This window comes from Streptomyces sp. NPDC127092 (assembly GCF_042722475.1).
Lineage (GTDB): Bacteria > Actinomycetota > Actinomycetes > Streptomycetales > Streptomycetaceae > Streptomyces.
Genome location: NZ_JBHXFE010000018.1, coordinates 1 through 22026 on the forward strand (window position 1 = coordinate 1; position 22026 = coordinate 22026).

Consider the following 22026-nt stretch of genomic DNA (forward strand, 5'->3'; position numbering starts at 1 on the left):
CGTCCGCGGGCGGCCGGGCGCCGGGCTCGCGGCCGGGCGCCGGGTCCGCGGTGCCGCCGGAGCCGTACGGCGCCGGTCCCTCGCCGGAGATGGCGCGGCGGCGCGCGGCGGGCCCGTGCTCGCTGCTCGCCGCGCCCGGTGCGTCCGTGGCGTCCTGGGAGGTGTCCCAGGGGTCACGCACGGCGCACCTCCGCCAGGGACCACCAGGCCGCCAGGCCGAAGACGACGGACATCAGGACCGTCGAAGGGCCGCCGATGTCCGCGTAGAAGAAGTCGACGAGCTGCCAGGACAGCAGGCCCGCCGCGACCAGCGCGCAGTCCGGGCCGAGACGGAGCCGGCGCAGGGCCGCGACCAGCAGGGCGACCCAGCCGCCGGCGAGGGCCAGGAGGCCGATGAGGCCCTGCTCGCTGAGGACCAGCAGGTACATGTTGTGCGGGGAGAGCAGCGGCTGGCGCGCGAAGCCCGCGCCCGCGCCCGCCGTGTCGCTGCCGGAGGACAGCGCCAGCGAGGCGTGGGAGTCCCGGTACGCGGGGAAGCCCTTGAGGCCCACGCCCGTCAGCGGCTCGCCGCTCCACATCCGGCCGGCGGCCGCCCACATCGTGTACCGGTCCGTGACGGACTGGTCGGGCGCGGCCGTGACCTGGGTGATGCTGCCGACGCGCTCCTTGACCATCTCCCCGCCGATGCCGAAGCCGCCCACCAGGACGACCCCGAGCGCCGCCGCGGCCAGCGCGACCCGTCCGGCCCGCCGCAGCCCCGAAAGGGCCAGCTGGATGCCGCAGGTCAGGACGGTCGCGATCCACGCGCCCCGGCTGAAGGACAGCACCAGCGGGAGGAAGAGGAGGCCCGCGCAGACCAGGGCCGCCGTGCGGGCCCGGCCCGCACGGCCGCCCAGCGCCAGGCCGGTGGCGACGACCAGGCCGTACGAGACGACGGTGGCCATGCCCATGACGTCGGTGGCGCCGAAGGTGCCGACCGCCCGGATGTCCTCGCCCTGGTACGAGGCGCCGGTGCCGGTCAGGTACTGCACCACGCCCACCCCGCCCTCGAGCAGCGCGAGGCCCACCAGCGCCCAGGCGACGACGGCGAAGTCGCGCCGGTCGCGGATCGTCAGGAGGACGGCAGCGGGCACGAGCACGAAGATCTGCAGGTAGCGGGCGACGCCCGGCAGGCTGGCGCCCGGGTCGTGCGAGGTGATCGCGGCCAGGCAGACGCCGAACACGGGCAGGCCGAACACGACGGCCGCCGCCCGGCTCAGCGGCCTGGCCCCGCTCCGTACCACCCGGACCAGGCAGATCAGCACCAGCAGGCCTGACGCGGCGTCAGCGACCGTGCCGGATCCGCCCGTTCCGCCCTGGGCGCCACCGCCGCCGCCCGGCACGAGCAGCAGCGCGACCACCGCGAGCACCGGGGACAGCGCCCCGGCGCGCCGCGCCCAGTCCCGTACGCCCGCGCCGGTGATGCCGGCCGGCACCGTCACGGCCGTTCCCGTCGCCGTGGTCATCGTCAGCTTCCCGTCGGTCGCACGAGCCCGGCCGCCGTGCGCAGCAGAATGCACACGTCCTGCCAGAGCGACCAGTGGTCGATGTAGTGGTTGTCGAAGCGGCAGCGGTCCTCGATCGAGGTGTCCCCGCGCAGCCCGTGCACCTGGGCGAGTCCGGTGAGCCCCACCGGCATCCGGTGCCGGGCCGCGTACCCCGCGTGCACCCGGCTGAACTGGGCGACGAAGTACGGACGTTCGGGCCTCGGGCCGACCAGGCTCATGTCGCCGCGCAGCACGTTCCACAGCTGCGGCAGCTCGTCGAGCGAGGTCTTCCGCAGGAAGTGCCCGGCCGCGCTCATCCGGTGGTCGTCGGCGACGCTCCACCGGGTCGCCGACTCCGTCTCGTCGGCCGGCTTGAGCGTACGGAACTTCAGCAGCGTGAAGAGACGGCCGTTCTGGCCCACCCGCTCCTGCCGGAACAGCACCCCGGGGCCGTCCGCGATCCGCACCGCCAGCGCGCACAGCAGCAGCACCGGCAGCGCCAGCGCGAGCGCGGGCGCGGCGAGCGCCACGTCCAGCACGCGCTTCGCGGTGAGCCCGCGCCGCTCGCCGAGCGGCACCAGACGACGGCAGCCGTAACCCCACAGGTGGTCGGCCATCGGCTCGCCGGACGGCTCGCCGCCGACCCGCCAGGTGGTGCAGCCGTACTGCTGGAACAGCGTCACCAGGCCCTCGTCCTCGGTGAGCAGCACCGCGTCGCGCACCGTGTTCTGGATGACCGCCCGGTGGATCTCCTCGGCGGTCGTCAGCACCGGCAGTCCGGGCTCGCCGCCCTGGCCCCGCTCGCCGTCCGGCCGCGGACCGACGATCCCGACCGGACGGATGCCGTACTCGGGGTGCTGGCCGAGCGCCGCGGCGAACCGCCGCGCCGGGCCCGGCGCGCCCACCACGAGCGCCGAACGCGGATGCGCCCGGGCCGCCCGCCGCCGGCGCCCGTGCACGAACCCGCGCAGCACGACAACGGCCAGGACGTGCGTCGCGTACGCGGCGGCGAGCCGCAGCGGTCCCATCGCGAGCGCCGGGGCGTACGCGGCGACCGCGGCCGCCGTCACGCTCCAGGCCACGCCGGCCCGGGCGGCGAGCGCCGGCACCTCGTCGAGGACCCCGACGGGCACGGCCGAAGGCCGGTGCAGCCCGGCCCGGCCGTCGAGCAGCACCACGAGACCGGCGACCAGCAGCGCGAGCTCCCAGCGTCGGTGCGCCGAGGCCTGCACGGCGGTCGCGAGCAGGACGGCGAGCACGTCGGCCGTGACCAGCGGCACGGCGGCGAACCGCGTCCGGGCCGGCCGGCGGGCCGGCAGCGCGAGCCGGTCGGAGCCCGCGCGCGGCGACGCGAGGGAGGTGAGACCGGGGAACTGGCCGGCCGAGGGCCAGGGACCCGACGAAGGAGGAACGCTGGTGCTTTCGGTAGTCACTGTGCGATCGGCTCTCTGTGCTCCGTGCACCGCACTCCGGCCAGTTCGCGGTAGAGCTCCGCGACGGCCGCGCCGGTGCGCCGCACATCGAATCTGCTGAGTACGTGCTCGCGGGCCTCCCGGCCCAGCGAGTGCCGCAGCCCGGGCGCGCCCAGAAGGCGGCCGAGCGCGGCGGCGAGTGCGGCCGGGTCCTCGGGCGGGACCAGGCACAGCGCCTCGTGACCGGGCGGCAGGCTCTCCCGCGCCCCGTCCACGTCGCCGACGACCACCGGCCGGCCGCTGGCCATGGCCTCCAGCGGCGCGAGGGCCATGCCCTCCCAGCGGGACGGCAGGACGACCAGGTCGGCGGCCCGGTACCAGGGCGCGGGGTCGGCGACGGCCCCGGTGAACCGCACCGAGGGCCACGGCCCGGCGGCGGCCCGCAGCCGCTCCGCGTCAGGGCCGTCGCCGACGAGCACGAGCCGCGCGTCCGGCACCGCGGCGAGCACCGCGGGCCAGGCGTCGAGCAGCACGTCCTGGCCCTTCTGCCGGCACAGCCGGCCCACGCACACGACGAGCGGCCCGCCGGTCGCGCCGGCGGGCCCCGGGACCGGAGCGGCCGGACCGCTCTCGGCCGGACCGCCCTCGGGCGTGAAGCGCGTGGCGTCCACACCGTTGTGGATCACCGACCAGGCGGCGCGCACCCCGGCGCTCTCGCCGGTGCGGCGCTCGGCCTCGCTGACGCACAGCACGCGGTCGGTCCAGCGGGCCGCCCAGCGCTCCCAGCGCCGGGCGAGCGCCGCGGTCGTGCCCTCGACCGCCTCGAAGGACCATGCGTGCGGCTGGTACACCGTCGGAACCCGTCCGCGCAGGGCGAGTCGGGCGCACAGCCCTGCCTTGGCGCTGTGCGCGTGGACCAGGGCGGGGCGCACGGTACGGAGCAGCCGGGCGAGCTCGCGGGTCTCCCCGGCCAGCCGCGGGCCGAGTTCCCGCCCGGCCCGCCAGTCGTACGCGTCGGCGCCCTCCGCCCGTACGGCGGCGGCGAGTTCGGTGCCGGGCGGGCAGGCCACGGCGACCCGCAGGCCCGCGGCGAGCTGTCCGCGGACCAGATCGGTGACGACCCGGGCGACCCCGCCGTCACCGGGCTGCACCGCGTGCAGCACGTCCGGCCGGGGGTCAGTCGTGGGCGTCCGCCAGGTCGCGGCGGTTCGGTTCGAGGTCGGCCTGGAGGAAGAGCGCGCCGAGCCAGACGGCGTCCTCCGGGCTCCCGAGGCGGATGTGGAAACGATCGGCCCCATGGCGCAGCGCCCCCCGCAGATCGAAGACGTCGGAGTCGTACCCCAGGGTGTTCTGATGAGCGGGCAGTCGTTCCATCCGACTTGTTCCCGATTCCGTGATGCTGGAGTTCATCACGTCGTCCGCGGAATTCGCGGAATCGGAGATCACGCTGCGCGTGACGCTCTTGGCCAGGGCGGTCTCCACGGCCAGGTAATCCCCGGAAGTCCCCCGGTCGCCGTCGTAGCCGACGATTCCGAGCCGGCCGTCCGCACCCTGGGGAATGCGGTCCGCGCCCAGGGCGAGCGGGACCGAGACCTCCCGGTTCTTCGGACCGAGCGCCTCGAACCCGTCCCACACGGCGAGGCGGCGCAGCGGCTCGTCGGCCTTCTCGTACGCCGCGACCAGCGTCCAGCCGCCCCAGCCGCCGACGGCCGAACGGCCCATGGCGACGTTCACCTGGGCGACCGTCCACAGGCCCGGCTGGGCCGAACGGACCAGCTCGGTGACGTCGGCCGAGGCCTGGAAGGCGTCGGCGCCGTCGGCGGTGCGGTGGCCGATCGTGCTGTCGGCGAGCACCGCCTTGTACTGACCGCCGGGCTCGGCGATCAGCACCCGCCCGTTGTCCGCGGGCGGCTTCTGCTCGCCCACGCGCAGGTTCCCGCCCCAGTACAGGCGGGCCCAGCTGACCCGGGCTCCGGAGGGAACGCGCAGCTCGGCCCGGCTGGAGTTGTAGGTGTTGGGATCGCTGTCGACGTCGACGTACGCGATGGTGGCGCCGTCGTTGACCGACTCCGCGCCGGTGGCGCCCGTCGCCGAGGAGTTGGCGGCCCGCACGACCCCACCGTGCAAGGTCGCCTCGTACCGCGGCGTGAAGGGGAGCCGGGCGGCCTCCTTCGGCTGGGGCGCGACCGGCCGGGGCGCGGTCGCGGGCGTGACGGCGGAAGCTGCCGGGAGCGCGGCGGAAAGCGTCGCGCACGACACGGCACACAACAGACCCCGACGAACGGCATGAACCGCTGAATTCCGCATACAGGTTCTCCGCTTTGATGAGAGAAGGAAGGGAAGACCCGTGGAGACCGGGGGAGGGGAGGGAGATGTCGGCCGCGCGAAATGGATGAACGCGCGACGGGACCGGAAGCAACGTTCGGGAACGTTATAACCCCCGCGACGGGCGATAGTAAGCATTAGATGCTCACAAACGCTAACTTCCGTATCCAAACGGCACGTTCCTCGTTGAGCGTGTTGCGCCTTTCTGGGGTCAGTCACTCGAATGACCCTCCTATGGCCCAAAGATCGGTTGAACGTCACCCGTTCGGGAGAGCAACCGATGAAATCCGGGGGCGTTGTTGAAGCAGCCGGGCAAAACCGTCCGCGCCGTCCGAGTTGGAAATCGATCGAGGAGACGTTCTCCATGTCCCGTATCGCCAAGGCTGTCGCTCTGTCCGTCGGTGCCGCCGCGTCCGTCGCCGGTGCCGCCGGTGTCGCCGCCGCCGACGCCGGCGCCCACGGCGCGGCCGTGCACTCCCCCGGCGTGCTGTCCGGCAACGTCGTGCAGGTCCCGGTCCACGTCCCGATCAACGTCTGCGGCAACACCGTGCAGTTCATCGGCGCGCTGAACCCGACCTTCGGCAACACCTGCGTCAACGCCTGATCTCGCACGCCGGATCGTGGTCCTTCCGAGGCCGGCGCGCCGCCCGTCAGGGTCGGCGCGCCGGCCTTCGCCGTCTGCCCAGTGAGTGGTGACTCGTTCGGACGCACCCCCGTGCGCCGTCCGGTGCAACGGCGCACGCCCCTGTGAGGGGCAGGTCAGAAGGGTGGATTCACTCGAACGGAGACGTGGCGCTCAGTAGTTCTCCGATTGCGCAGCGCTATATCCGCAGGCACGGTGGCAGAGCTGTTGTCCGACGCATAAGAAAAAGGAACACGCATGCGTCCCCTCGCTTCACGCCGCTTCACCGCCCTGGCGATATCCGCCGCCATCACCCTCGGCATGGCGGGACCCGCCGTCGCCGACGAACTCCGCCCCTCCCGCACCACCGGCCGTACCGCGCAGGCACCCCTGCCCGACGCGGCCGCGCTCCTCGCCCAGACGAAGGCCCTGGGCGACCTCGGCGGTGTGACCGCCCCGGTGACGGAGCTGCTCACCAAGGCCCTCAAGGCCGACGACGGCCAGCTCCCCGCGGCCGACGCCGAAGCCCTCAAGGCGAAGATCGACACCGCCATCGCCGCGGCGAAGGAAGCCGCCCCGCCCCCGCTTCCCGAGACCCCCGCGGCCGAGACCCCGGCCACTCCGCCTGTCGCGGAGACCCCGGTGAGGCCACCGACGGCGGAGACCCCGGTCACGCCGCCCGCGACGGACACGGCGACCAAGCCGGTCACCGATGTTGCGGCCAAGCCCGTCACTGATGCGGCGGCCAAGCCGGCGACGGACGCGGTGACCAAGCCCGTCACCGATGTGGCGGCCACGCCCGTGACGGACACGGTGGCCAAGCCCGCTACGGACGCGGCGGCCAAGCCGGCGACGGACGCGGCGGCCAAGCCGGTCAGCGATGTGGCGGCCAAGCCCGCTACGGACGTGGCGGCCAAGCCCGTCACGGACGCGGTGACCGTGCCCGCCACGTCGCCCGTCACTTCTGCCGTGACCACGCCCGCAGGGCTGCCCGTCGCGGCCGGAGCTCGGGCGGCTGCGCCCGCCGACGTCATCGGCGACGCGCTCGCCTCGATCCAGAAGGCGGTCGCCGACCTGCTCGCCACCGTCACCTCCGGCAGTGCCACCGGCGTCGTCTCGCAGGTCACCTCGACCCTGACCTCGCTGGTGAACCTCGCCGTGGCGACCGTGCTCGGCAGCGGCCTGCCGGCCCCGGACCTGGCCGGCCTGCCCACCCTGCCGGCGCTTCCGACGGACGCGCTGCCGGCCGAGCCGCCCGTCTCGACGGACGCGCTGCCCGTCAAGCCGCCCGTCTCCACGGACGCGCTGCCGGCCAAGCCGCCGCTGCCGGTGCGCTAGTCAGGCGCCGGGCGACACGCCCCCGGACCGTGCCCGTCCAGGAACTCCTGGGCGGGCACGGGCGCGTTCGCGCGCGCCGTCGTGCGCCGCCCCGCGCATTCCATCGGGCAATCACACCGGGTCCATTCCTTCGGGTGCAGTGTCGAGAAAAGCCGGCTCCCGGAGTTTCCGGGCGGCGAACCCGTCGTTACCCAAGGCGGAACGACGTACGGGAATCATTCAAGAGGCCTGTACGGCAAGCGAATTGAAAACGATGGAAGGATCCTCTTCATGAAGCCCACCAAGGTTGCCGCGGCCGTCGCCGGTTCTGTGATGGCCCTGGGCGTCGCCGCGCCCGCGATGGCCGCAGGCTCGATGGTGCCCACCAGCCTGGACGGTGGACTCGGTTCGCTCACGAGCGGCGGGCTGACGACGGACGCCCTCAGCAGCACCACGGACGGCTCGCCCGTCCAGACCGTCACGGACACCGCGGGCCAGCTGAACCAGGCCGGCGAGGGCGGCTCCAAGCTGCTCGGTGGTCTGCCGCTGGGCGCGAACGCGCTGGGTGGCTGACGCTCGGTCAGACCTTTGTGGGGTGAACGGCCCTGGCGTCATCGCCAGGGCCGCACCTTTGCCCTCATTCGGCGTCCGATTGAATGATTTTCGGATTGTGTGCCGTGTTGCCCCGGGTCTCCGCCCGGTCCACGTCCCTACGCTCGCGCCATTCCCACGCACTCGGACGGCGTGGAACACGGGCCGGACGGAGCGAGGGGGGATCCTCGCCGGTTCTCCTGTCCCAGAGGAAGAGCGGTATGCGATCCATCATCAGCAGGAAAATCCTCACCACCGCCGCGGCGACGGGCATCCTGTCGCTCACCGGCGGATTCGCCTTGAGCGCCGTGGCCGCCACGGGGGATTCGCCCGGCCCGGAAACCGGGCAGCACATGCGGCTCCCCGTCCCGGGCAACGTCTGCGGCGACCACGCGGCGCTGGGCGCGCTGGCCGCGGCGGTCGCCGACATCTGCCACCAGGCGGTGCATTCCGCCGGCGACGATGACGACGAGCCCGACGGTTACGGGGACGACGAGGGCGGCAACCCTCCGCAGCACCCGACGACCCCGCCGAACCACCCGACCACGCCGCCGGACCACCCGACGACTCCGCCGGACCACCCGACGACTCCGCCGGACCACCCCACGACGCCGCCGGACCACCCGACCACCCCGCCGGACCACCCGACGACCCCGCCGGACCACCCGACGACTCCGCCGGACCACCCGACCACGCCGCCGGACCACCCGACGACCCCGCCGGACCACCCCACCACGCCGCCGGACCACCCGACCACTCCGCCGGACCACCCCACCACGCCGCCGGACCACCCCACGACCCCGCCGGACCACCCCACGACCCCGCCGGACCACCCCACCACGCCCCCGGACCACCCCACGACCCCGCCCGACCACCCCACCACTCCGCCCACCACTCCCCCCACCACTCCGCCCACCACCCCGCCCGGTGAGTGTGAGGAAGGCGAGACCGGTCCGGGCTGCACGCCCGGTGAGTGCGAGGAGGGCGAGACCGGTCCGGACTGCACTCCCGGTGAGAACCCGCCCGGCGAGTGCGAGGAGGGCGAGAACGGCCCCGACTGCACCCCCGGCGGGGAGCACCCGGAGCTGCCCGACACGGGCAGCGACTCCGCCACCGTCATGGGGGCCGCGGCCATCAGCGCCGCGCTCCTGATCGGCGGCACGGTCATGTACCTGCGCGGCGGGCGACTGGTCCGCTCCCGGGACTGACGGCAGCACCGCACGACGACGGACCGCGCTGACGGCACGTCAACCGAGGCCCCCGCCCTCACCGGTGGGGGCCTCGTGTTGCTGCACTCAGGGGAATCCCGTCACGTATCGGCCCCGCAACTCGTTTGCAGGACATGAATCTGCGATCTCACGCCGGTCTGGGAATCCTCGCCGCCGCCCTCGCCTCGGCGGCCCTGGCTTCCCCGGCCGCCGCCGACGCCCCCGTGGTGGTCCCGTTGCAGGGCCTCGACCCCGTGCTGCCGATGGACACCCCCACGGTCGCCACCGGCGTACCCACGCCGATCCCCGGCGCGCCCACCGGCTTCCACGAGGGCGTCGGCGCGCTGCCGGACCTCACCCTGCCCCGCATCCCGCTCGAGAGCACCCTCTCGGAGACCGACGTCGCGGCCCCGCTGCCGGAGGTGCTGCGCGGCAGCGAGCCCGGCACGGCCGAGGTCACCAGCCCGCGCTCCGACATGAAGGCCGTCACCCCCGGCGCCACCGTCGGCAACGCGCTGGCCGCGCCGAAGGGGAACGGGCTCGGTCTTCCGGAGCTCGGTGTCCCGCAGGTCGGTGTCCTCACCCCGGCGCTCAACGGCGCGCTCGACCCGCAGCTCGGCCTCGCTCCCTGACCTTCCGGTCCTCGTCGCCCGGCCCTTCGATGGTTCTGGTGCGCGAGCGTCGGCCCGGCGGGGTGAAGACACGATTCTTCCCGCCACCCGAGGGGGCTCCGCTCGTTGCAACAGAAGGCTTGTCGCATGGCCGCGGCCCGCGGTTCACGGTCCGCTCCGTCGTATCCGACGGCGGGCGGGACGATGATCCGCGGGCCATCTCTTCCGATTCTGCGTTTTCTCTGCTCTCTTTCGGCGCAATGCCCGTGACTCGTGCGCGCTTTCGCCGTTGAAGGACACGTGTGGCCGTGATTCTCGCGGTCGCTTTCCCCGTTCAAGGAGTTCTTGATGTCTCGCATCGCGAAGGCTGCCGCTGTTCTCGCCGGCACCGGTGCCGTTGCCCTCAGCGGGGCCGGCATGGCCGTCGCCGACGCCGGCGCCGAGGCCGTCGCCGCCCACTCGCCCGGCGTCGGTTCCGGCAACGTCGTGCAGGTCCCGGTCCACATCCCGGTCAACCTCTGCGGCAACACCGTCAACATCGTCGGCCTGATCAACCCGGCCTTCGGCAACCAGTGCGCGAACGTCGACGGCGGTCACGACAACGGCGGTTACGGCGGCTGATCTCCGCCCCCGCAGTACGACACACCGGCGTCCCCCCGGCCCGCACCACGGGCCGGGGGGACGCCGTCACGCGTAGCGGTAGATGTCGCTGTGGTCGGTCAGCTCCGCCGGGGTCACGTTCCACGGACCCATCCGCTCGTTCAGCGCGGCGACCTTGCGGTACTGCGGATCGCCCAGCGGCGGCGGTTCCTTGGGGAGGTAGCCCGCGGACGGGTTGCGGGCCTGCCAGCGCGACCACAGCAGGTCGACGTAGGCGTGGTGCAGCCAGAAGACCGGGTCGTTGACCGAACCACCGCCGAGCATCAGGCCGCCGACCCAGCGGTGCACCCGGTTGTGCAGCCGGAAGCGGTCGTTGCCCTGGCCCTGCGCCCAGCCCTCCAGGCGGTTGCGGAAGCCGGAGCGGCTGGTGGAGTTCCACGGCGCCGTGTCGTACGTCCGCTCGTTCAACGCCTCGTCGACGTCCGCGGCGGTCGGCAGCGTGATCGGGTCGCGCGGCCGCCCGAAGTCACGGCTGAGGAAGGCCTGTTCGGTCATGCCGTGGCGTACGGTCCAGCGGCCGCCGGCGTACGCGAAGGGGCCGGTCATGACCTGGTAGTCGCCGCGGCGTCCGTTGCCGCCCATGAAGTCCTCGCTCCACAGGGAGGCCGCCGGGGTGTTGTCCCGGGTCCAGTCCCAGTACGGCACCGTCACCGACGGGTCGATCCGGCGCAGTGCCCGCTCGAACTCGAGCAGGAACTTGCGGTGCCACGGCAGGAAGCTGGGGCACATGTGGGCGACGCGCAGCTTGCCCTCGCCGTCGGCGACGTAGTGGTCGATGTGGGTGCGGACGAAGTCGTCGTACTGCCCGGTCCGCTTGAGTTCGAGGACGGCGGAGACGAAGCGCTTCCGCTCGGCGCTGGTCAGATCGCGCTGGTTCTTACGCGTGTACGCCACGCGGGCTCCCTCCCGGATGGCCGCCGTGACCGGCGGCGTAGCGGCTGAGCGGGGCGGACCCCAGTTCGTCCACGGCCGCGCGGGTGGCCGCCAGCGGCGTGGGACAGGACTCGTAGTGGCAGACCGGGGTCACCCAGCCGCCGTCGGCGCAGCGCATCAGGTGCAGCGGCCGTCCGTCGACGAGGACCACCGGCTCGCCCGCAGGCCCCGGCAGGCTGCGGATGTGCCGGCCGCCGTACATCTCGTCGAAGGCCGACGGCCCGTCCGAGGACGGCGCGTCCCCGGCGAGCGGGTCCCCGGAGGACGGCGGCGCGGTGCCGATACGGGCCAGTGCGCCGCCCGTGAAGGCGGTCACGGCCAGTGCGAAGAGGGACCGCAAGGCCACGCGGCGCGGGACGATCATGAATGATCTCCTGAGGTCGGCTTGATGCCCTATGGGCACAACGAGGAAAGCCCCGGTTCGTTGCGCCGGAAATGCCGGTGGAGGGAATGTCGGCCGAATGAGTGAATTCGGCGGAGGGTGACGGGTGTTCGTCCCCTAGCATCCGGTTCCATGACCACTTCCAATGTCCTGCCCGCGGCGCACAGCGCCCATTCGATGGGAACGCTCACCGTCATCTCCTGGGTCCTCGGACCCACCGATGACATGCCCGCGACCCCCTTTCTGATGGTGTATTCGATCGGGGACGGCGAGCACGGAGCCGAGGCCGGCGCGGCGGAGCTCCGGTCGACCCTGGAGGGCATGGGCGTGCCGATCGGCGGCGACGTCGTCGACGCCGGCAAGGAGCGCGGGATCGGCGCGCACCTGCTCGTCGAGGCGCAGCGGGCCGTGCTCACCCTGCCGTTCATGAACGCGCAGTGCCCGGTGTCCACGGAGTGGCAGGAGGCGGCGTACGAGACCGGCCACGTCATCCTGATGATCCCGCTCCTGCCGTGGTCGGCCGCGCAGCCGGGGCAGCCGGTCACGGAGGCCGAGTTGAAGGCCTTCGTCACCGACGACAACGTGGTGCGGACCGCTGGCCACGTCGCGGTGCCGGTGAGCCGGATCCAGGGCTGAGCGGACAGGGGGCGGCCTGATGGCGACGGCGGACGTACGGGGCGGGGTGCCGGTCCAGAGGCAGCAGGAGCAGCAGGAGTCGGAGCGCGCGGGCGGAGCGGGGACCGGCGCGAGCCGGGCCTTCGCCTGGCTGCTCGTGGTGACGGGCGCGGCCGGTGTGCTGGCCGGCTGGGTCATCACCATCGACAAGTTCAAGCTCCTGGAGGACCCCGGGTTCCAGCCGGGGTGCAGCCTGAACCCGGTGGTCTCCTGCGGCAACATCATGAAGAGCGAGCAGGCCGGGGTGTTCGGCTTCCCGAACCCGATGCTCGGTCTCGTGACGTACGCCGTCGTCGTCGCCGTGGGCGCCGGGATCCTGGCCGGCGCCCGCTACCGCGGCTGGTTCTGGCTGGGCCTGAACGCCGGGATGCTGTTCGGTGTCGGCTTCTGCACCTGGCTGATGCAGCAGTCGCTGTACGAGATCAACTCGCTGTGCCTGTGGTGCTGTCTGGCCTGGTGCGCGACGATCACCATGTTCTGGTACACCACCGCGCACAACGTGCGGCACGGTCTGCTGCCCGCGCCCGCCGCCGTGAAGGGCTTCCTCTCGGACTTCACCTTCGCGCTGCCGGTCCTGCACATCGGGATCATCGGGATGCTGATCCTGACCCGCTGGTGGGAGTTCTGGACCAGCTGACGTGCGTCTCCTCCGCTCCTGGACGACCTGGCCGCGGGTGGCACTGACGGTGCTGCTCGCGGCCGCCCTTGTGTTCCTGCTGCCGTACGGCCGGCTCGCGCCGGACGGCCGGCACGCCGGGGAACGGACCGCGCCGGAACCGGAGCCGGTGCCGCTGCCCGGCGTGCCGTCGGGCTTCTTCACCGGTTCCGACGAGGCCGGGGTGCGGCGGATCGGCGAGGTGGAGAAGTGGCTGGGCGGCGAGCCGCTGACCGTCGGGCACACCTATCTGCCGGGCGACCGCTGGTCGAACATCGAGGGGCATCCGGCGCTGTTCGAGCCGTGGGCGCGGTGGAAGGAGGAGCGGCCGGGCCGGCTGTTCGTGCTCAACGTGCCGCTGCTCGACCGCAACGAGGCGGGGCTCGGTGACGCGGAGGTGCGGGCGGGGCTGCGCCGCGGGGCGGCCGGTGACTTCGACCGGCACTTCCGCGCGCTGGGCGAGCGGCTGGTGGAGCACCGGCTCGCGGACGCGGTCCTGGTGCTCGGCTGGGAGATGAACGGCACGACGTACGGGCACCGCTGCGGGCCGGACCCGGAGAGCTGGAAGGCGTACTGGAGGCGGGTGGCCGGGGTGCTGCGGGAGGTGCCGGGGCAGCGTTTCCGGCTCGACTTCACGCCGAGCCGGGGCCTGGACGCGATCGCCTGGCCGCTCTGCTACCCGGGCGACGACGTGGTGGACATCGTCGGCATGGACGCCTACGACCAGCCGGCCGGGCTGTCCTTCGAGGAGCAGGTCATGGAGCCGTACGGGCTGGACTTCCACGCTCGGTTCGCGGCGGCGCACGGCAAGCCGGTGTCGTTCCCGGAGTGGGGGCTCTTCCGCAACGGCGACAACCCGGCGTACGTGCGGGGGATGCTGGACTGGTTCGCGCGGCACCGGCCGGTGTACCAGACCTTCACCGACTACTGCCCGCACGGGGTGTGGTCGTGTGCGGCGAATCCGCTGTCGGGCGAGGTGGTCAGGGGCGCGCTGGGCCGGGGGAGCGGAGGGTCAGCCCGGCCTTGAGGGTGTCGACGGTCCGGTCGAGCAGCGGGACCAGGTCGTCGCCCTGGCCGTGCTCGGCCCAGTGGACGGTGGCCTCGCGCAGGGCGCCGAGGACGGCGGCGGTGAAGACCCGTACCTCCAGGTCGTCCGGGGCGTGGCCGGTGCGCTCGGCGACGGCGCCGCACAGGAGCCGGCCGGTCTCGGCGGTGGTCTCGGTGAGCCGGGCGCGGACGGCGGGGATCTCGACGATGAGACGGGTCCGCAGCCGGGTCTCCTCGGGCTCCGCGGTCAGCGCGGCGGTGACGGCGTCGAGGACGACGGCGCGCAGCGAGTCGAGCGGGTCCTCGTCGGCGGGGCGGGCGCGCAGCCGGGCGAGGAGGAGCTCGTCCTGGTCGTCGGTGAGGAGGATGCCCTCCTTGGCCGGGAAGTAGCGGGCGACGGTGGAGGGCGAGACCTCGGCGGCCGCGGCGATCTGCTCGATCGTGGCCGCCTCCCAGCCCCGCTCGGCCGCGAGCCGGTAGGTGGCCTTCCGGATCGCGGCGCGGGTCTTGAGCTTCTTGCGCTCCCGCAGGGCGGGGCGCGCGGACGTTCCGGCCATGACCGTCATTGTGCCTGGTCAGGCGTGGCTGTAGGCGACCAGCGAGATGCCCACGTAGTGGACGATGAAGGCGGCGAGGGTGAAGGAGTGGAAGACCTCGTGGAAGCCGAACCAGCGGGGTGAGGGGTTGGGGCGCTTCATGCCGTAGATCACGCCGCCCGCGCTGTAGAGCACGCCGCCGACGATCACCAGGACGAGGACGGCGATGCCACCGGCCCGCATGAAGTCGGGCAGGAAGAAGACGGCGGCCCAGCCCATCGCGATGTAGCAGGGCGTGTACAGCCAGCGGGGAGCGCCGACCCAGAAGACGCGGAAGGCGATGCCGGCGGCGGCCGCGGCCCACACGGCCCACATGAGGGGCCGTCCGGTGGAGTCGGGGAGGAGCAGCAGCGTCAGCGGGGTATACGTGCCCGCGATGATCAGGAAGATGTTGGCGTGGTCGAGGCGCCGCAGCACCGCCTCGCCGCGCGGCCCCCAGTTCCCCCGGTGGTACAGCGCGCTGATGCCGAAGAGCAGACAGGCGGTGAGCACGTAGATCCCACAGGCGATCCGGGCCCGCGGGGAGTCCGCGAGGGCGACCAGGACGAGTCCCGCGACGATCACGGCGGGGAACATTCCGGCGTGCAGCCAGCCCCTGAGTCTGGGCTTGAGCGGAAGCGGCAGCGCCGGGCGCTGCTCCGTGGTGGCGAGGTCCGGCGAGACTGCAGTCATGGATCCGCATCGTACCTACGCGATCGTAAGTAGTGGATATGAGTGGCGATGCTCACGTGTGCGGCCCTCTGGACATATGCGCAGAACCATCGGATGATCAAATGAGTGCGGTCGGCACCGGATGAGCGCCTACGACGCATCCGGGTCGCAGCCCCCAAGGGGCATACATCTAAAAACCCCTCTTCAAGGAGCAATCGTGGCGCGCGACAACGCGGCTCCCTCCACCGTCCCCACCGAGCACCGGGAACTCGTGTCCTGGGTCAACGAGATCGCCGAGATCACCCAGCCCGACCGCATCGTCTGGTGCGACGGGTCCGAGGCCGAGTACGAGCGCCTCTGCGAGGAGCTCGTCGCCAAGGGGACCTTCAAGAAGCTCGACCCGGTCAAGCGCCCGAACTCGTACTACGCCGCCTCCGACCCGACCGACGTCGCGCGCGTCGAGGACCGGACCTTCATCTGCTCCGAGAAGGAGGAGGACGCGGGCCCGACCAACCACTGGAAGGCCCCGGCGGAGATGAAGGAGATCTTCGCGGGCGAGAAGGGGATCTTCCGCGGCTCCATGAAGGGCCGCACCATGTACGTCGTGCCCTTCTGCATGGGCCCGGTCGGCTCCCCGCTCTCCGCCATCGGCGTCGAGATCACCGACTCCGCGTACGTCGCCGTCTCCATGCGCACCATGACCCGCATGGGACAGGCCGTCCTCGACGAGCTCGGCACCGACGGCTTCTTCGTCAAGGCCGTCCACACCCTCGGCGCCCCCCTGGAGGAGGGCCAGGAGGACGTGCCGTGGCCGTGCAACTCCACCAAGTACATCTCGCACTTCCCCGAGACCCGCGAGATCTGGTCCTACGGCTCCGGCTACGGCGGCAACGCCCTGCTCGGCAAGAAGTGCTACGCGCTGCGCATCGCCTCCGTCATGGCGCGGGACGAGGGCTGGCTCGCCGAGCACATGCTCATCCTCAAGCTCACGCCGCCGCAGGGCGAGGCCAAGTACGTCGCCGCCGCCTTCCCGTCCGCCTGCGGCAAGACCAACCTCGCCATGCTGGAGCCCACGATCCCCGGCTGGACGGTCGAGACCATCGGTGACGACATCGCCTGGATGCGCTTCGGCGAGGACGGCCGCCTCTACGCGATCAACCCCGAGGCCGGCTTCTTCGGCGTCGCGCCCGGCACCGGCGAGCACACCAACGCCAACGCCATGAAGACCCTCTGGGGCAACTCGGTCTTCACCAACGTCGCGCTCACCGACGACGGCGACGTGTGGTGGGAGGGCATGACCGAGGAGGCGCCCGCGCACCTCACCGACTGGAAGGGCAACGACTGGACGCCGGAGTCCGAGACGCCGGCCGCCCACCCCAACGCCCGCTTCACCGTCCCCGCCGCGCAGTGCCCGACGATCGCCCCGGAGTGGGAGGACACCAAGGGCGTCCCGATCTCCGCGATCCTCTTCGGCGGCCGCCGCGCCTCCGCCGTGCCGCTGGTCACCGAGTCCTTCGACTGGAACCACGGCGTCTTCCTCGGTGCCAACGTGGCCTCCGAGAAGACCGCCGCCGCCGAGGGCAAGGTCGGCGAGCTGCGCCGCGACCCCTTCGCCATGCTGCCGTTCTGCGGCTACAACATGGGCGACTACATGGCCCACTGGGTCAAGGTCGGCGCCTCCGCGGACGCCGCGAAGCTCCCGAAGATCTACTACGTGAACTGGTTCCGCAAGAACGACGACGGCCAGTTCGTGTGGCCCGGCTTCGGCGAGAACAGCCGCGTCCTGAAGTGGATCGTCGAGCGCCTCGAGGGCAAGGCCGAGGGCGTCGAGACGCCCATCGGCATCCTGCCGACGAAGGACGCCCTGGACACCGACGGCCTGGAACTGTCCGCCGAGGACCTGGACTTCCTGCTCACCGTCGACAAGGAGGTCTGGCGCGAGGAGGCCGCCCTGGTCCCCGCGCACCTGGAGACCTTCGGCGAGCACACCCCGAAGGAGCTGTGGGACGAGTACCGCGCGCTGGTCGAGCGCCTGGGCTGAGCCTCTGACAGCACCATGAACTCGTGACGGGTTGCCCCGATTTCCGCCCTGACCAGCTGGGGTCACGACGGCCCGTCACGACGCATCCGGCCCCCGGAGCCCCCTCACGGCTCCGGGGGCCGGCGCACGTCCGGGAGCCCTCGGCGGACTCCTCAGCGGCCCCGGTCCTCCAGGTAGCGGGTGTGCGTCTCCTGCCGCCGCTCCTCCGCCTCGCGCAGCGCGTCGGCGATCGCCGCGGCCTCCTCGTGCAGAGCGCCCAGCTGCCGCTCCAGATGGCGCTCCGGCGGCTCCGCACCCGGCACCACCCGGTTCCACCACCGCGTCCGTACGAAGGCGTCGACCGCCTCCGGCACGTCCTGGCGCACCGCGCGGGCGAGGATCCGCACCTGCTCCGGATCGCTCACCCAGCCCGGTTCGAGCAGCGCGCCCACCAGGCCGTCGAGTTCCGCCAGCCGGGTCCGCGCGGACGGCGGCAGCTCCACCTCGGCGAGATAGCCGCGCAGCGTCGCCAGGTCCGCGCGCAGCGCGTCGAGCTGCTCGGCCGGGTCCGGGAAGGCCGGGGCGGGCGGGCGCTCGGGCGGGGCGATCAGCGCGCCCGCGCCGTACAGGCCCGCGACCACCACCGGCCACAGGGGGCCGCCGGCGCCCGCGAGCGTGAGACCCACGCCGGCCAGGCCGCACGCGCAGCCGGCGATGTTCTTGCGGGACTCGGCGTAGCGCAGGGCCGCCCTCAGCAGGTCACTGGTAGCCACGGATCTCCTCGAAGGCCCCGTCGAGCGAACCCTGGTTCGCGTCGAACAGCCTGCCGCCGGTGAGCTGCGCGATGTGGTCGAGCGCGGCCCGGTCGGAGTCGCCGAACAGGATCGGGAACACCGGAATCCGCTGCTGGGCCGGGCTCAGCTCGTCGCGGTGGAAGGCATCGAAGGCGCCGGCCGGGTCGCCGTCGGTGTTGGCGCCGTCCGTCATCAGCACGATCGAGGTGAAGGTGTCGTCCGGCGCGGTGCCCAGCTTCCCGTAGGCCGCCTTCAGGCTGGAGTAGATCGCCGTGCCGCCGGAGGCCGAGAGCCGGTTCGCGTCGGCGCGGATCGCGTCGAGCGCGGCCTTCGGCGAGGCCGGGTCCACGGTGTGGGTCGTGACCTCGCCGTTCTTCACCGACGAACCGAACGGCATCAGCGTGACCTCCTCGCGGTCCCGGAAGTCGCCGGTCAGTTCCACGAGCGCCGCCTTCAGCCGTTCGAGGCGGCGCCCCTCCATCGAGCCGGAGGTGTCGAGGACGTAGACCGTGCGCGAGGGCCGGCGCAGCGTGTTGTCGTACGCGTCGAGCAGTCCGTCCGCCACCGACCTGCTGCCGGGGAAGGGCAGTTCCCGGCGCGGCTCGGTGCCGAGCCGGGGCTCGGGAGCGACGCCGGGCACCACCGGGCGCCGCAGCGTCCGGTCCGTGATCAGCTTCTGCGCGGCCGGCGTGCGCAGATGGGCGGCGAGCCGGCGGGCCGCGTCCTTCGCCTCGGGGCGGGCGGCGGTCAGCGAGGTCAGCGGATAGTCGGCGGTGACCACGCCGTCGGCCGGCCGGATCACGGTCAGCTTCTCCGGCATCGAGAGCAGCACCGACTCGTAGTTGACCAGCGCGTCGACGTCGGTGCGCCGGCCGTAGGCGGTGGCGAGCCAGCCGGAGGAACCGGAGGTCAGCTTCTGCCCGGCGAAGAACTCCTTCAGCTTCGGGCTCGTCGCCCGCACGTCCTTCTCGGTGAGCGCCGCCTGCGCGCCCGAGAGGCCGGAGGCCACCGAGACGAGCGCGGAGAAACCGGAGTTGGAGCGCAGCGGGTCCGTCATGCCGTAGGTGAGCTTCTTCTCGGCGACGGCCCGGTGGATCTGCGCCCACGTGACCCTGCCCGGGTCCCAGCCGAGCCGCGCGACGGCGGCGGGCCGCACGCCGAAGGCGACCGGCGAGGTCATCACCGGGGTCTCGCCGGTGATGCGGCGGGCCACGTCCGGGCGCAGCCGCAGATAGTCGTTGGACGACAGCCAGATCGCGTCGTACTGCTTGTCGGCCTCGCCGGAGGCGATCCGCTCGACGGCGTCGAGGGTGCCGGCGTACGTGGGGCGCACGGTGACGCCGGTGGCCTTGCGGGCCTCCTCCAGGACGGGCGCCAGGTCGGCGAGTTCGGAGGAGGCGAGGACCCGCAGGGTGCCCGGCCGGTACTCCATGGCGTCCTCGCCGGCGTCCCTGCCGTCGCCTCCGCCGCCCCCGCCGGTGGTGTCGCAGGCGACGGCGCCGAGGGTGAGGAGCGCGGCGACGGCGACGGCCGCGAACCGGCGGCGCGCGGGGCGCCGCACCGGTGCGGAGCTGCGTACGCGTCTCATCCGCGGCCTCCTTCGAGGATGCCCCGGCCGGCCGCGCCGCTCCGGTCGCCGCGCTCGCGCTCGTCGTCGCGGGTGCGCTCCACGTGCGCGCTCGCGGTGCGCAGTTCGGCGCTCAGCGCGTCGACGGTCTGCGCCATCGACTCGGTCGCGCGGACCTTGTACGTGTCGATGGCGTCGAGCGTCCGGTAGATCTGCTGGAACGCGGTGCGCACGGTCTCCAGGCCCACCGCGGGCTCCGCGGCCAGCCGCTGGATCTCCCCGGACTGGCCGGCGAGCGCGGCGGCGTTGCCCTGGATCAGGGTCTCCGTGGTGCCGCGCAGCGCGTTCACCTGCTCCACGACCTTCTTCTGGTGGTCGAGCGCGGACGCCAGCATCACCGCGATCCGCAGGGCGGTCACGGTCGTGGTCGTGGCCCGGTCGACACCCTTGATCAACTCGTCGTTGTTCCGGCGCACCACGTCCATCGCCAGATAGCCCTGGGCGCACACGGCGAGCTGGGTCAGCAGGTCCTGGCGCTTCTGCCGGACGGGGAAGAGCACGTCGGCGCGCAGCGCGTCGGCCTGCGCCGGGTCGGAGGTCGCGGCGAGCCGCTCCTCGACGGCGGCGTCGAGGGCCTCGGTGAGCACCGCGTACTCCTGGAGCCTGCCCATGCTCTCCCAGAGCCGGGCCCGTTCGGTCTGCAGGGCGGCGTTGTCGCGGCGCAGCTCGTCCTGGCCGCCGCGCAGCGCGTCGAGGATCCGGTTGATGGTGTCCTGCGAGGAGGCGTACCGGGCGATGTGGTCGCGCAGCCGGTTGCCGCCGGGCAGCTTCGACAGCAGGCTCCGCACGCCCTTGGCGGGCGTGTCGCGCGGGTCGAGGTCCTCGACGGTGCGGCGCAGCTCGACGAGGGAGCCGCCGACCCGGGCCGTGGCGTCGCCGCCGGCCGCGCCCAGGGAGCGGACCGTGCGGTCGAGCATCCGGTTGGACTGCTGGGCGGCGGCGCGCATCTCGCCGGCGCCGAGCGCGGTGAGCTCGCCGACGCGGCCGGTGAACTCGGGGGAGCGGGCGTCGAGTCCGGCGAGCGAGCCGACGTACTCGGCGGCCCTCCGGTGCATCTCCGCGCGGACGGCGTCGTCGAGCGGGACGAGCGTGGCGGCCTGCTCGGCGCGGACCGGGGCGACCGGCTCCGGAGGCGTGAGGACGAGCGGGCTCTCGGCGTCCGGCGGCGGGCTCATGGGTGTGGTCATGCGGTGTCCCCCTGGTCGCGGGCCCGCAGCGCCATCTCGTGCAGCACCTTCGAGGTGGGCACGGGCGCCTGGCGGATTCCGGTGAGCGTCTGGTTGAGGTAGCCGGTGTGGCCGGTGGTGGCGGCGGTGAACTCGGCCGCCGCGCCCTGCGGGCGGAAGCCGTGGCGGACCGCGAGCTTGCGCAACTCCGGGTCGGTGGAGAGGAGTTCGCCGAGGGTGCGGCCGGTGTCCGTGAGCGGTACGAGGGTGTGGTCGCTGCTGACGGTGGTGTCGGGGTAGAGCACCACCAGGTCGCCCATCTCCTGCTTCGCGATCAGCTGGGCGGCGACCTGCGACTCGTACACCAGGACCAGCGGGTTGCCGACACCGCTGACGAAGTCCCGGAACGGCGCGTCGGAGCTGGACTGTTGGGCGCCCTGCACCTGGATGAGCTTGCGGAGCAGCGGTGCGGTGCGGTCGACGGCCGCCTTGTCGCCGGCGACCCGGCCGCCGTCGGCGACGTAGCTCGCGGCGGCGAGGTAGAGCGCGCCGGAGTTGGAGGCGACGGGGTCGGTGGAGGTGATGAAGAGGGTGCCGCTCAGCTCGGCGTGTCCGGCCGAGCCCCTGAGCTGCTGCCAGGTGCGGTCGGCGCGCGCGGCGGCGAGATAGGCCTCCATGCGCAGGGTGCCGGTGCGGCCGCCGGGGCCGAGGTCGGCGAGCCCGTTGTCGGCGAGCACCTTGGCGGCGGCGCTGTGGGCGACGACCACGAGCGGCGAGTAGAAGGGCCGCAGCGGAGCGGCGGTCACCTTCCGCCTGGCCTTCAGCTCGTCGGCCGGCGCCTTGGCGGACGGGAACGCGAAGTCGTAGCCCTCCAGGGGCAGTTCCTCCATGTCCCAGGACCCGGAGGTCTCGGTCCGCACGGTGAGGCCCTTGGCTGCCAGGGCCTTCACGACCTCGGGATCGGCGAAGAACTCCGCCTTCTCCGACCCGATGACTCCTCGCACGGTCTTCGTTGCCGTGCCGCTGTCGTCCTTGTCGCCGCCCACCACGAGGGCGGCGGCCACGCCGCCGAGGAGCAGGACGGCGAGGACGATTCCCAGAATGCGTCTCACGCGTGCAGGTTGCTCGCGGAAACCCACATTCCAGGGGGAGTCGGGTGTACGGAAGGTGAAGCGGCGATCCCGGTAGGGAACCGGAGCGTGGGATAC

General features: G+C 73.0%; 22 protein-coding genes and 1 pseudogene. 10 read left to right on the plus strand and 13 right to left on the minus strand.

Going from position 1 to position 22026, the window contains the following annotated elements; all coding sequences use genetic code 11:
• The 5 genes and pseudogenes from ACFWJO_RS16860 to ACFWJO_RS16880 all read right to left on the minus strand — a co-directional run.
• Positions 1 to 181 (minus strand): annotated as a pseudogene (locus ACFWJO_RS16860) (hypothetical protein); the annotation flags it as partial.
• Positions 174 to 1505 (minus strand): O-antigen ligase family protein, encoded by a 1332-nt coding sequence (locus ACFWJO_RS16865; protein ID WP_386865753.1) that lies wholly within the window; start codon positions 1503 to 1505, stop codon positions 174 to 176. The pseudogene ACFWJO_RS16860 and the gene ACFWJO_RS16865, both read right to left, overlap by 8 nt.
• A gap of 2 nt (positions 1506 to 1507) precedes the next feature.
• Entirely contained in the window at positions 1508 to 2959 is a 1452-nt protein-coding gene (locus ACFWJO_RS16870) for a sugar transferase (protein WP_386865755.1), read from the minus strand.
• Positions 2956 to 4101: a glycosyltransferase gene (locus ACFWJO_RS16875; protein ID WP_386865757.1), complete on the minus strand. Its 1146-nt coding sequence runs from the start codon at positions 4099 to 4101 to the stop codon at positions 2956 to 2958. Before ACFWJO_RS16875 ends, ACFWJO_RS16870 begins: the two co-directional genes overlap by 4 nt.
• A 13-nt stretch (positions 4102 to 4114) precedes the next feature.
• Positions 4115 to 5245 (minus strand): DUF3344 domain-containing protein, encoded by a 1131-nt coding sequence (locus ACFWJO_RS16880; RefSeq protein WP_386865759.1) that lies wholly within the window; start codon positions 5243 to 5245, stop codon positions 4115 to 4117.
• A 382-nt stretch (positions 5246 to 5627) separates the two neighbouring features.
• On the opposite strand from ACFWJO_RS16880, the gene ACFWJO_RS16885 reads away from it, so the two are divergent.
• The 6 genes from ACFWJO_RS16885 to ACFWJO_RS16910 all read left to right on the plus strand — a co-directional run bounded on the left by ACFWJO_RS16885 (position 5628) and on the right by ACFWJO_RS16910 (position 10233).
• A complete protein-coding gene (locus ACFWJO_RS16885; protein ID WP_384423563.1) occupies positions 5628 to 5867 on the plus strand; it encodes a chaplin in 240 nt (79 codons plus the stop codon).
• A gap of 276 nt (positions 5868 to 6143) precedes the next feature.
• Positions 6144 to 7223 carry a hypothetical protein gene (locus tag ACFWJO_RS16890; protein WP_386865761.1) on the plus strand — a complete coding sequence of 360 codons (1080 nt, stop codon included), beginning with the start codon at positions 6144 to 6146 and terminating at the stop codon, positions 7221 to 7223.
• A 270-nt stretch (positions 7224 to 7493) separates the two neighbouring features.
• A complete protein-coding gene (locus ACFWJO_RS16895) occupies positions 7494 to 7775 on the plus strand; it encodes a hypothetical protein (RefSeq protein WP_386865763.1) in 282 nt (93 codons plus the stop codon).
• A 239-nt stretch (positions 7776 to 8014) separates the two neighbouring features.
• Positions 8015 to 9001 (plus strand): LPXTG cell wall anchor domain-containing protein, encoded by a 987-nt coding sequence (locus tag ACFWJO_RS16900; RefSeq protein ID WP_386865765.1) that lies wholly within the window; start codon positions 8015 to 8017, stop codon positions 8999 to 9001.
• A 134-nt stretch (positions 9002 to 9135) separates the two neighbouring features.
• On the plus strand, positions 9136 to 9633 hold the full coding sequence (locus ACFWJO_RS16905; RefSeq protein ID WP_386865767.1) for a hypothetical protein: 498 nt from the start codon (positions 9136 to 9138) through the stop codon (positions 9631 to 9633).
• A 327-nt stretch (positions 9634 to 9960) separates the two neighbouring features.
• Positions 9961 to 10233, plus strand: coding sequence for a chaplin (locus ACFWJO_RS16910; protein WP_386865769.1), 273 nt, complete (start codon positions 9961 to 9963; stop codon positions 10231 to 10233).
• A gap of 66 nt (positions 10234 to 10299) precedes the next feature.
• Here the strand turns inward: ACFWJO_RS16910 and ACFWJO_RS16915 are convergent, their stop codons facing one another.
• Positions 10300 to 11166 (minus strand): tyrosinase family protein, encoded by an 867-nt coding sequence (locus ACFWJO_RS16915; RefSeq protein WP_386865771.1) that lies wholly within the window; start codon positions 11164 to 11166, stop codon positions 10300 to 10302.
• A complete protein-coding gene (locus tag ACFWJO_RS16920; protein ID WP_386865773.1) occupies positions 11150 to 11569 on the minus strand; it encodes a tyrosinase family oxidase copper chaperone in 420 nt (139 codons plus the stop codon). The genes ACFWJO_RS16915 and ACFWJO_RS16920 overlap by 17 nt, the downstream gene beginning before the upstream one ends.
• A 150-nt stretch (positions 11570 to 11719) precedes the next feature.
• Here ACFWJO_RS16920 and ACFWJO_RS16925 point away from each other — a divergent pair, with 150 nt between their 5' ends.
• The 3 genes from ACFWJO_RS16925 to ACFWJO_RS16935 are packed head-to-tail and all read left to right on the plus strand — an operon-like array spanning position 11720 to position 13944.
• Complete coding sequence (locus ACFWJO_RS16925; RefSeq protein ID WP_386865775.1) at positions 11720 to 12223, plus strand: DUF5949 family protein; 504 nt, start codon at positions 11720 to 11722, stop codon at positions 12221 to 12223.
• Positions 12224 to 12242: 19 nt separating this feature from the next.
• Complete coding sequence (locus ACFWJO_RS16930; RefSeq protein ID WP_386865777.1) at positions 12243 to 12899, plus strand: vitamin K epoxide reductase family protein; 657 nt, start codon at positions 12243 to 12245, stop codon at positions 12897 to 12899.
• Between the two features lies 1 nt (position 12900).
• Positions 12901 to 13944: a glycoside hydrolase family 26 protein gene (locus tag ACFWJO_RS16935; RefSeq protein ID WP_386865779.1), complete on the plus strand. Its 1044-nt coding sequence runs from the start codon at positions 12901 to 12903 to the stop codon at positions 13942 to 13944.
• On the opposite strand, the gene ACFWJO_RS16940 is transcribed toward ACFWJO_RS16935, so the two are convergent.
• Positions 13898 to 14521 carry a TetR family transcriptional regulator gene (locus tag ACFWJO_RS16940; protein WP_386865781.1) on the minus strand — a complete coding sequence of 208 codons (624 nt, stop codon included), beginning with the start codon at positions 14519 to 14521 and terminating at the stop codon, positions 13898 to 13900. The genes ACFWJO_RS16935 and ACFWJO_RS16940 overlap by 47 nt on opposite strands.
• Positions 14522 to 14539: 18 nt before the next feature.
• Positions 14540 to 15232, minus strand: a complete 693-nt coding sequence (locus tag ACFWJO_RS16945; RefSeq protein WP_384418820.1) for a hemolysin III family protein — start codon at positions 15230 to 15232, stop codon at positions 14540 to 14542.
• Positions 15233 to 15428: 196 nt separating this feature from the next.
• Here ACFWJO_RS16945 and ACFWJO_RS16950 point away from each other — a divergent pair, with 196 nt between their 5' ends.
• The gene (locus tag ACFWJO_RS16950) at positions 15429 to 17252 is read left to right on the plus strand and encodes a phosphoenolpyruvate carboxykinase (GTP) (RefSeq protein ID WP_386865784.1); all 1824 of its coding nucleotides are present in this window, start codon (positions 15429 to 15431) and stop codon (positions 17250 to 17252) included.
• A gap of 152 nt (positions 17253 to 17404) precedes the next feature.
• Here ACFWJO_RS16950 and ACFWJO_RS16955 read toward each other — a convergent pair whose 3' ends face one another.
• From ACFWJO_RS16955 to ACFWJO_RS16970, 4 genes are read right to left on the minus strand one after another with little or no spacing between them, the layout of a single operon-like run.
• Positions 17405 to 18004 (minus strand): hypothetical protein, encoded by a 600-nt coding sequence (locus ACFWJO_RS16955; RefSeq protein ID WP_386865786.1) that lies wholly within the window; start codon positions 18002 to 18004, stop codon positions 17405 to 17407.
• On the minus strand, positions 17991 to 19613 hold the full coding sequence (locus ACFWJO_RS16960) for a substrate-binding domain-containing protein (RefSeq protein WP_386865788.1): 1623 nt from the start codon (positions 19611 to 19613) through the stop codon (positions 17991 to 17993). Before ACFWJO_RS16960 ends, ACFWJO_RS16955 begins: the two co-directional genes overlap by 14 nt.
• Complete coding sequence (locus tag ACFWJO_RS16965) at positions 19610 to 20839, minus strand: toxic anion resistance protein (protein ID WP_386865790.1); 1230 nt, start codon at positions 20837 to 20839, stop codon at positions 19610 to 19612. Before ACFWJO_RS16965 ends, ACFWJO_RS16960 begins: the two co-directional genes overlap by 4 nt.
• The gene (locus tag ACFWJO_RS16970) at positions 20836 to 21957 is read right to left on the minus strand and encodes a hypothetical protein (protein WP_386865792.1); all 1122 of its coding nucleotides are present in this window, start codon (positions 21955 to 21957) and stop codon (positions 20836 to 20838) included. The genes ACFWJO_RS16965 and ACFWJO_RS16970 overlap by 4 nt, the downstream gene beginning before the upstream one ends.
• Positions 21958 to 22026: the final 69 nt, after the last annotated feature.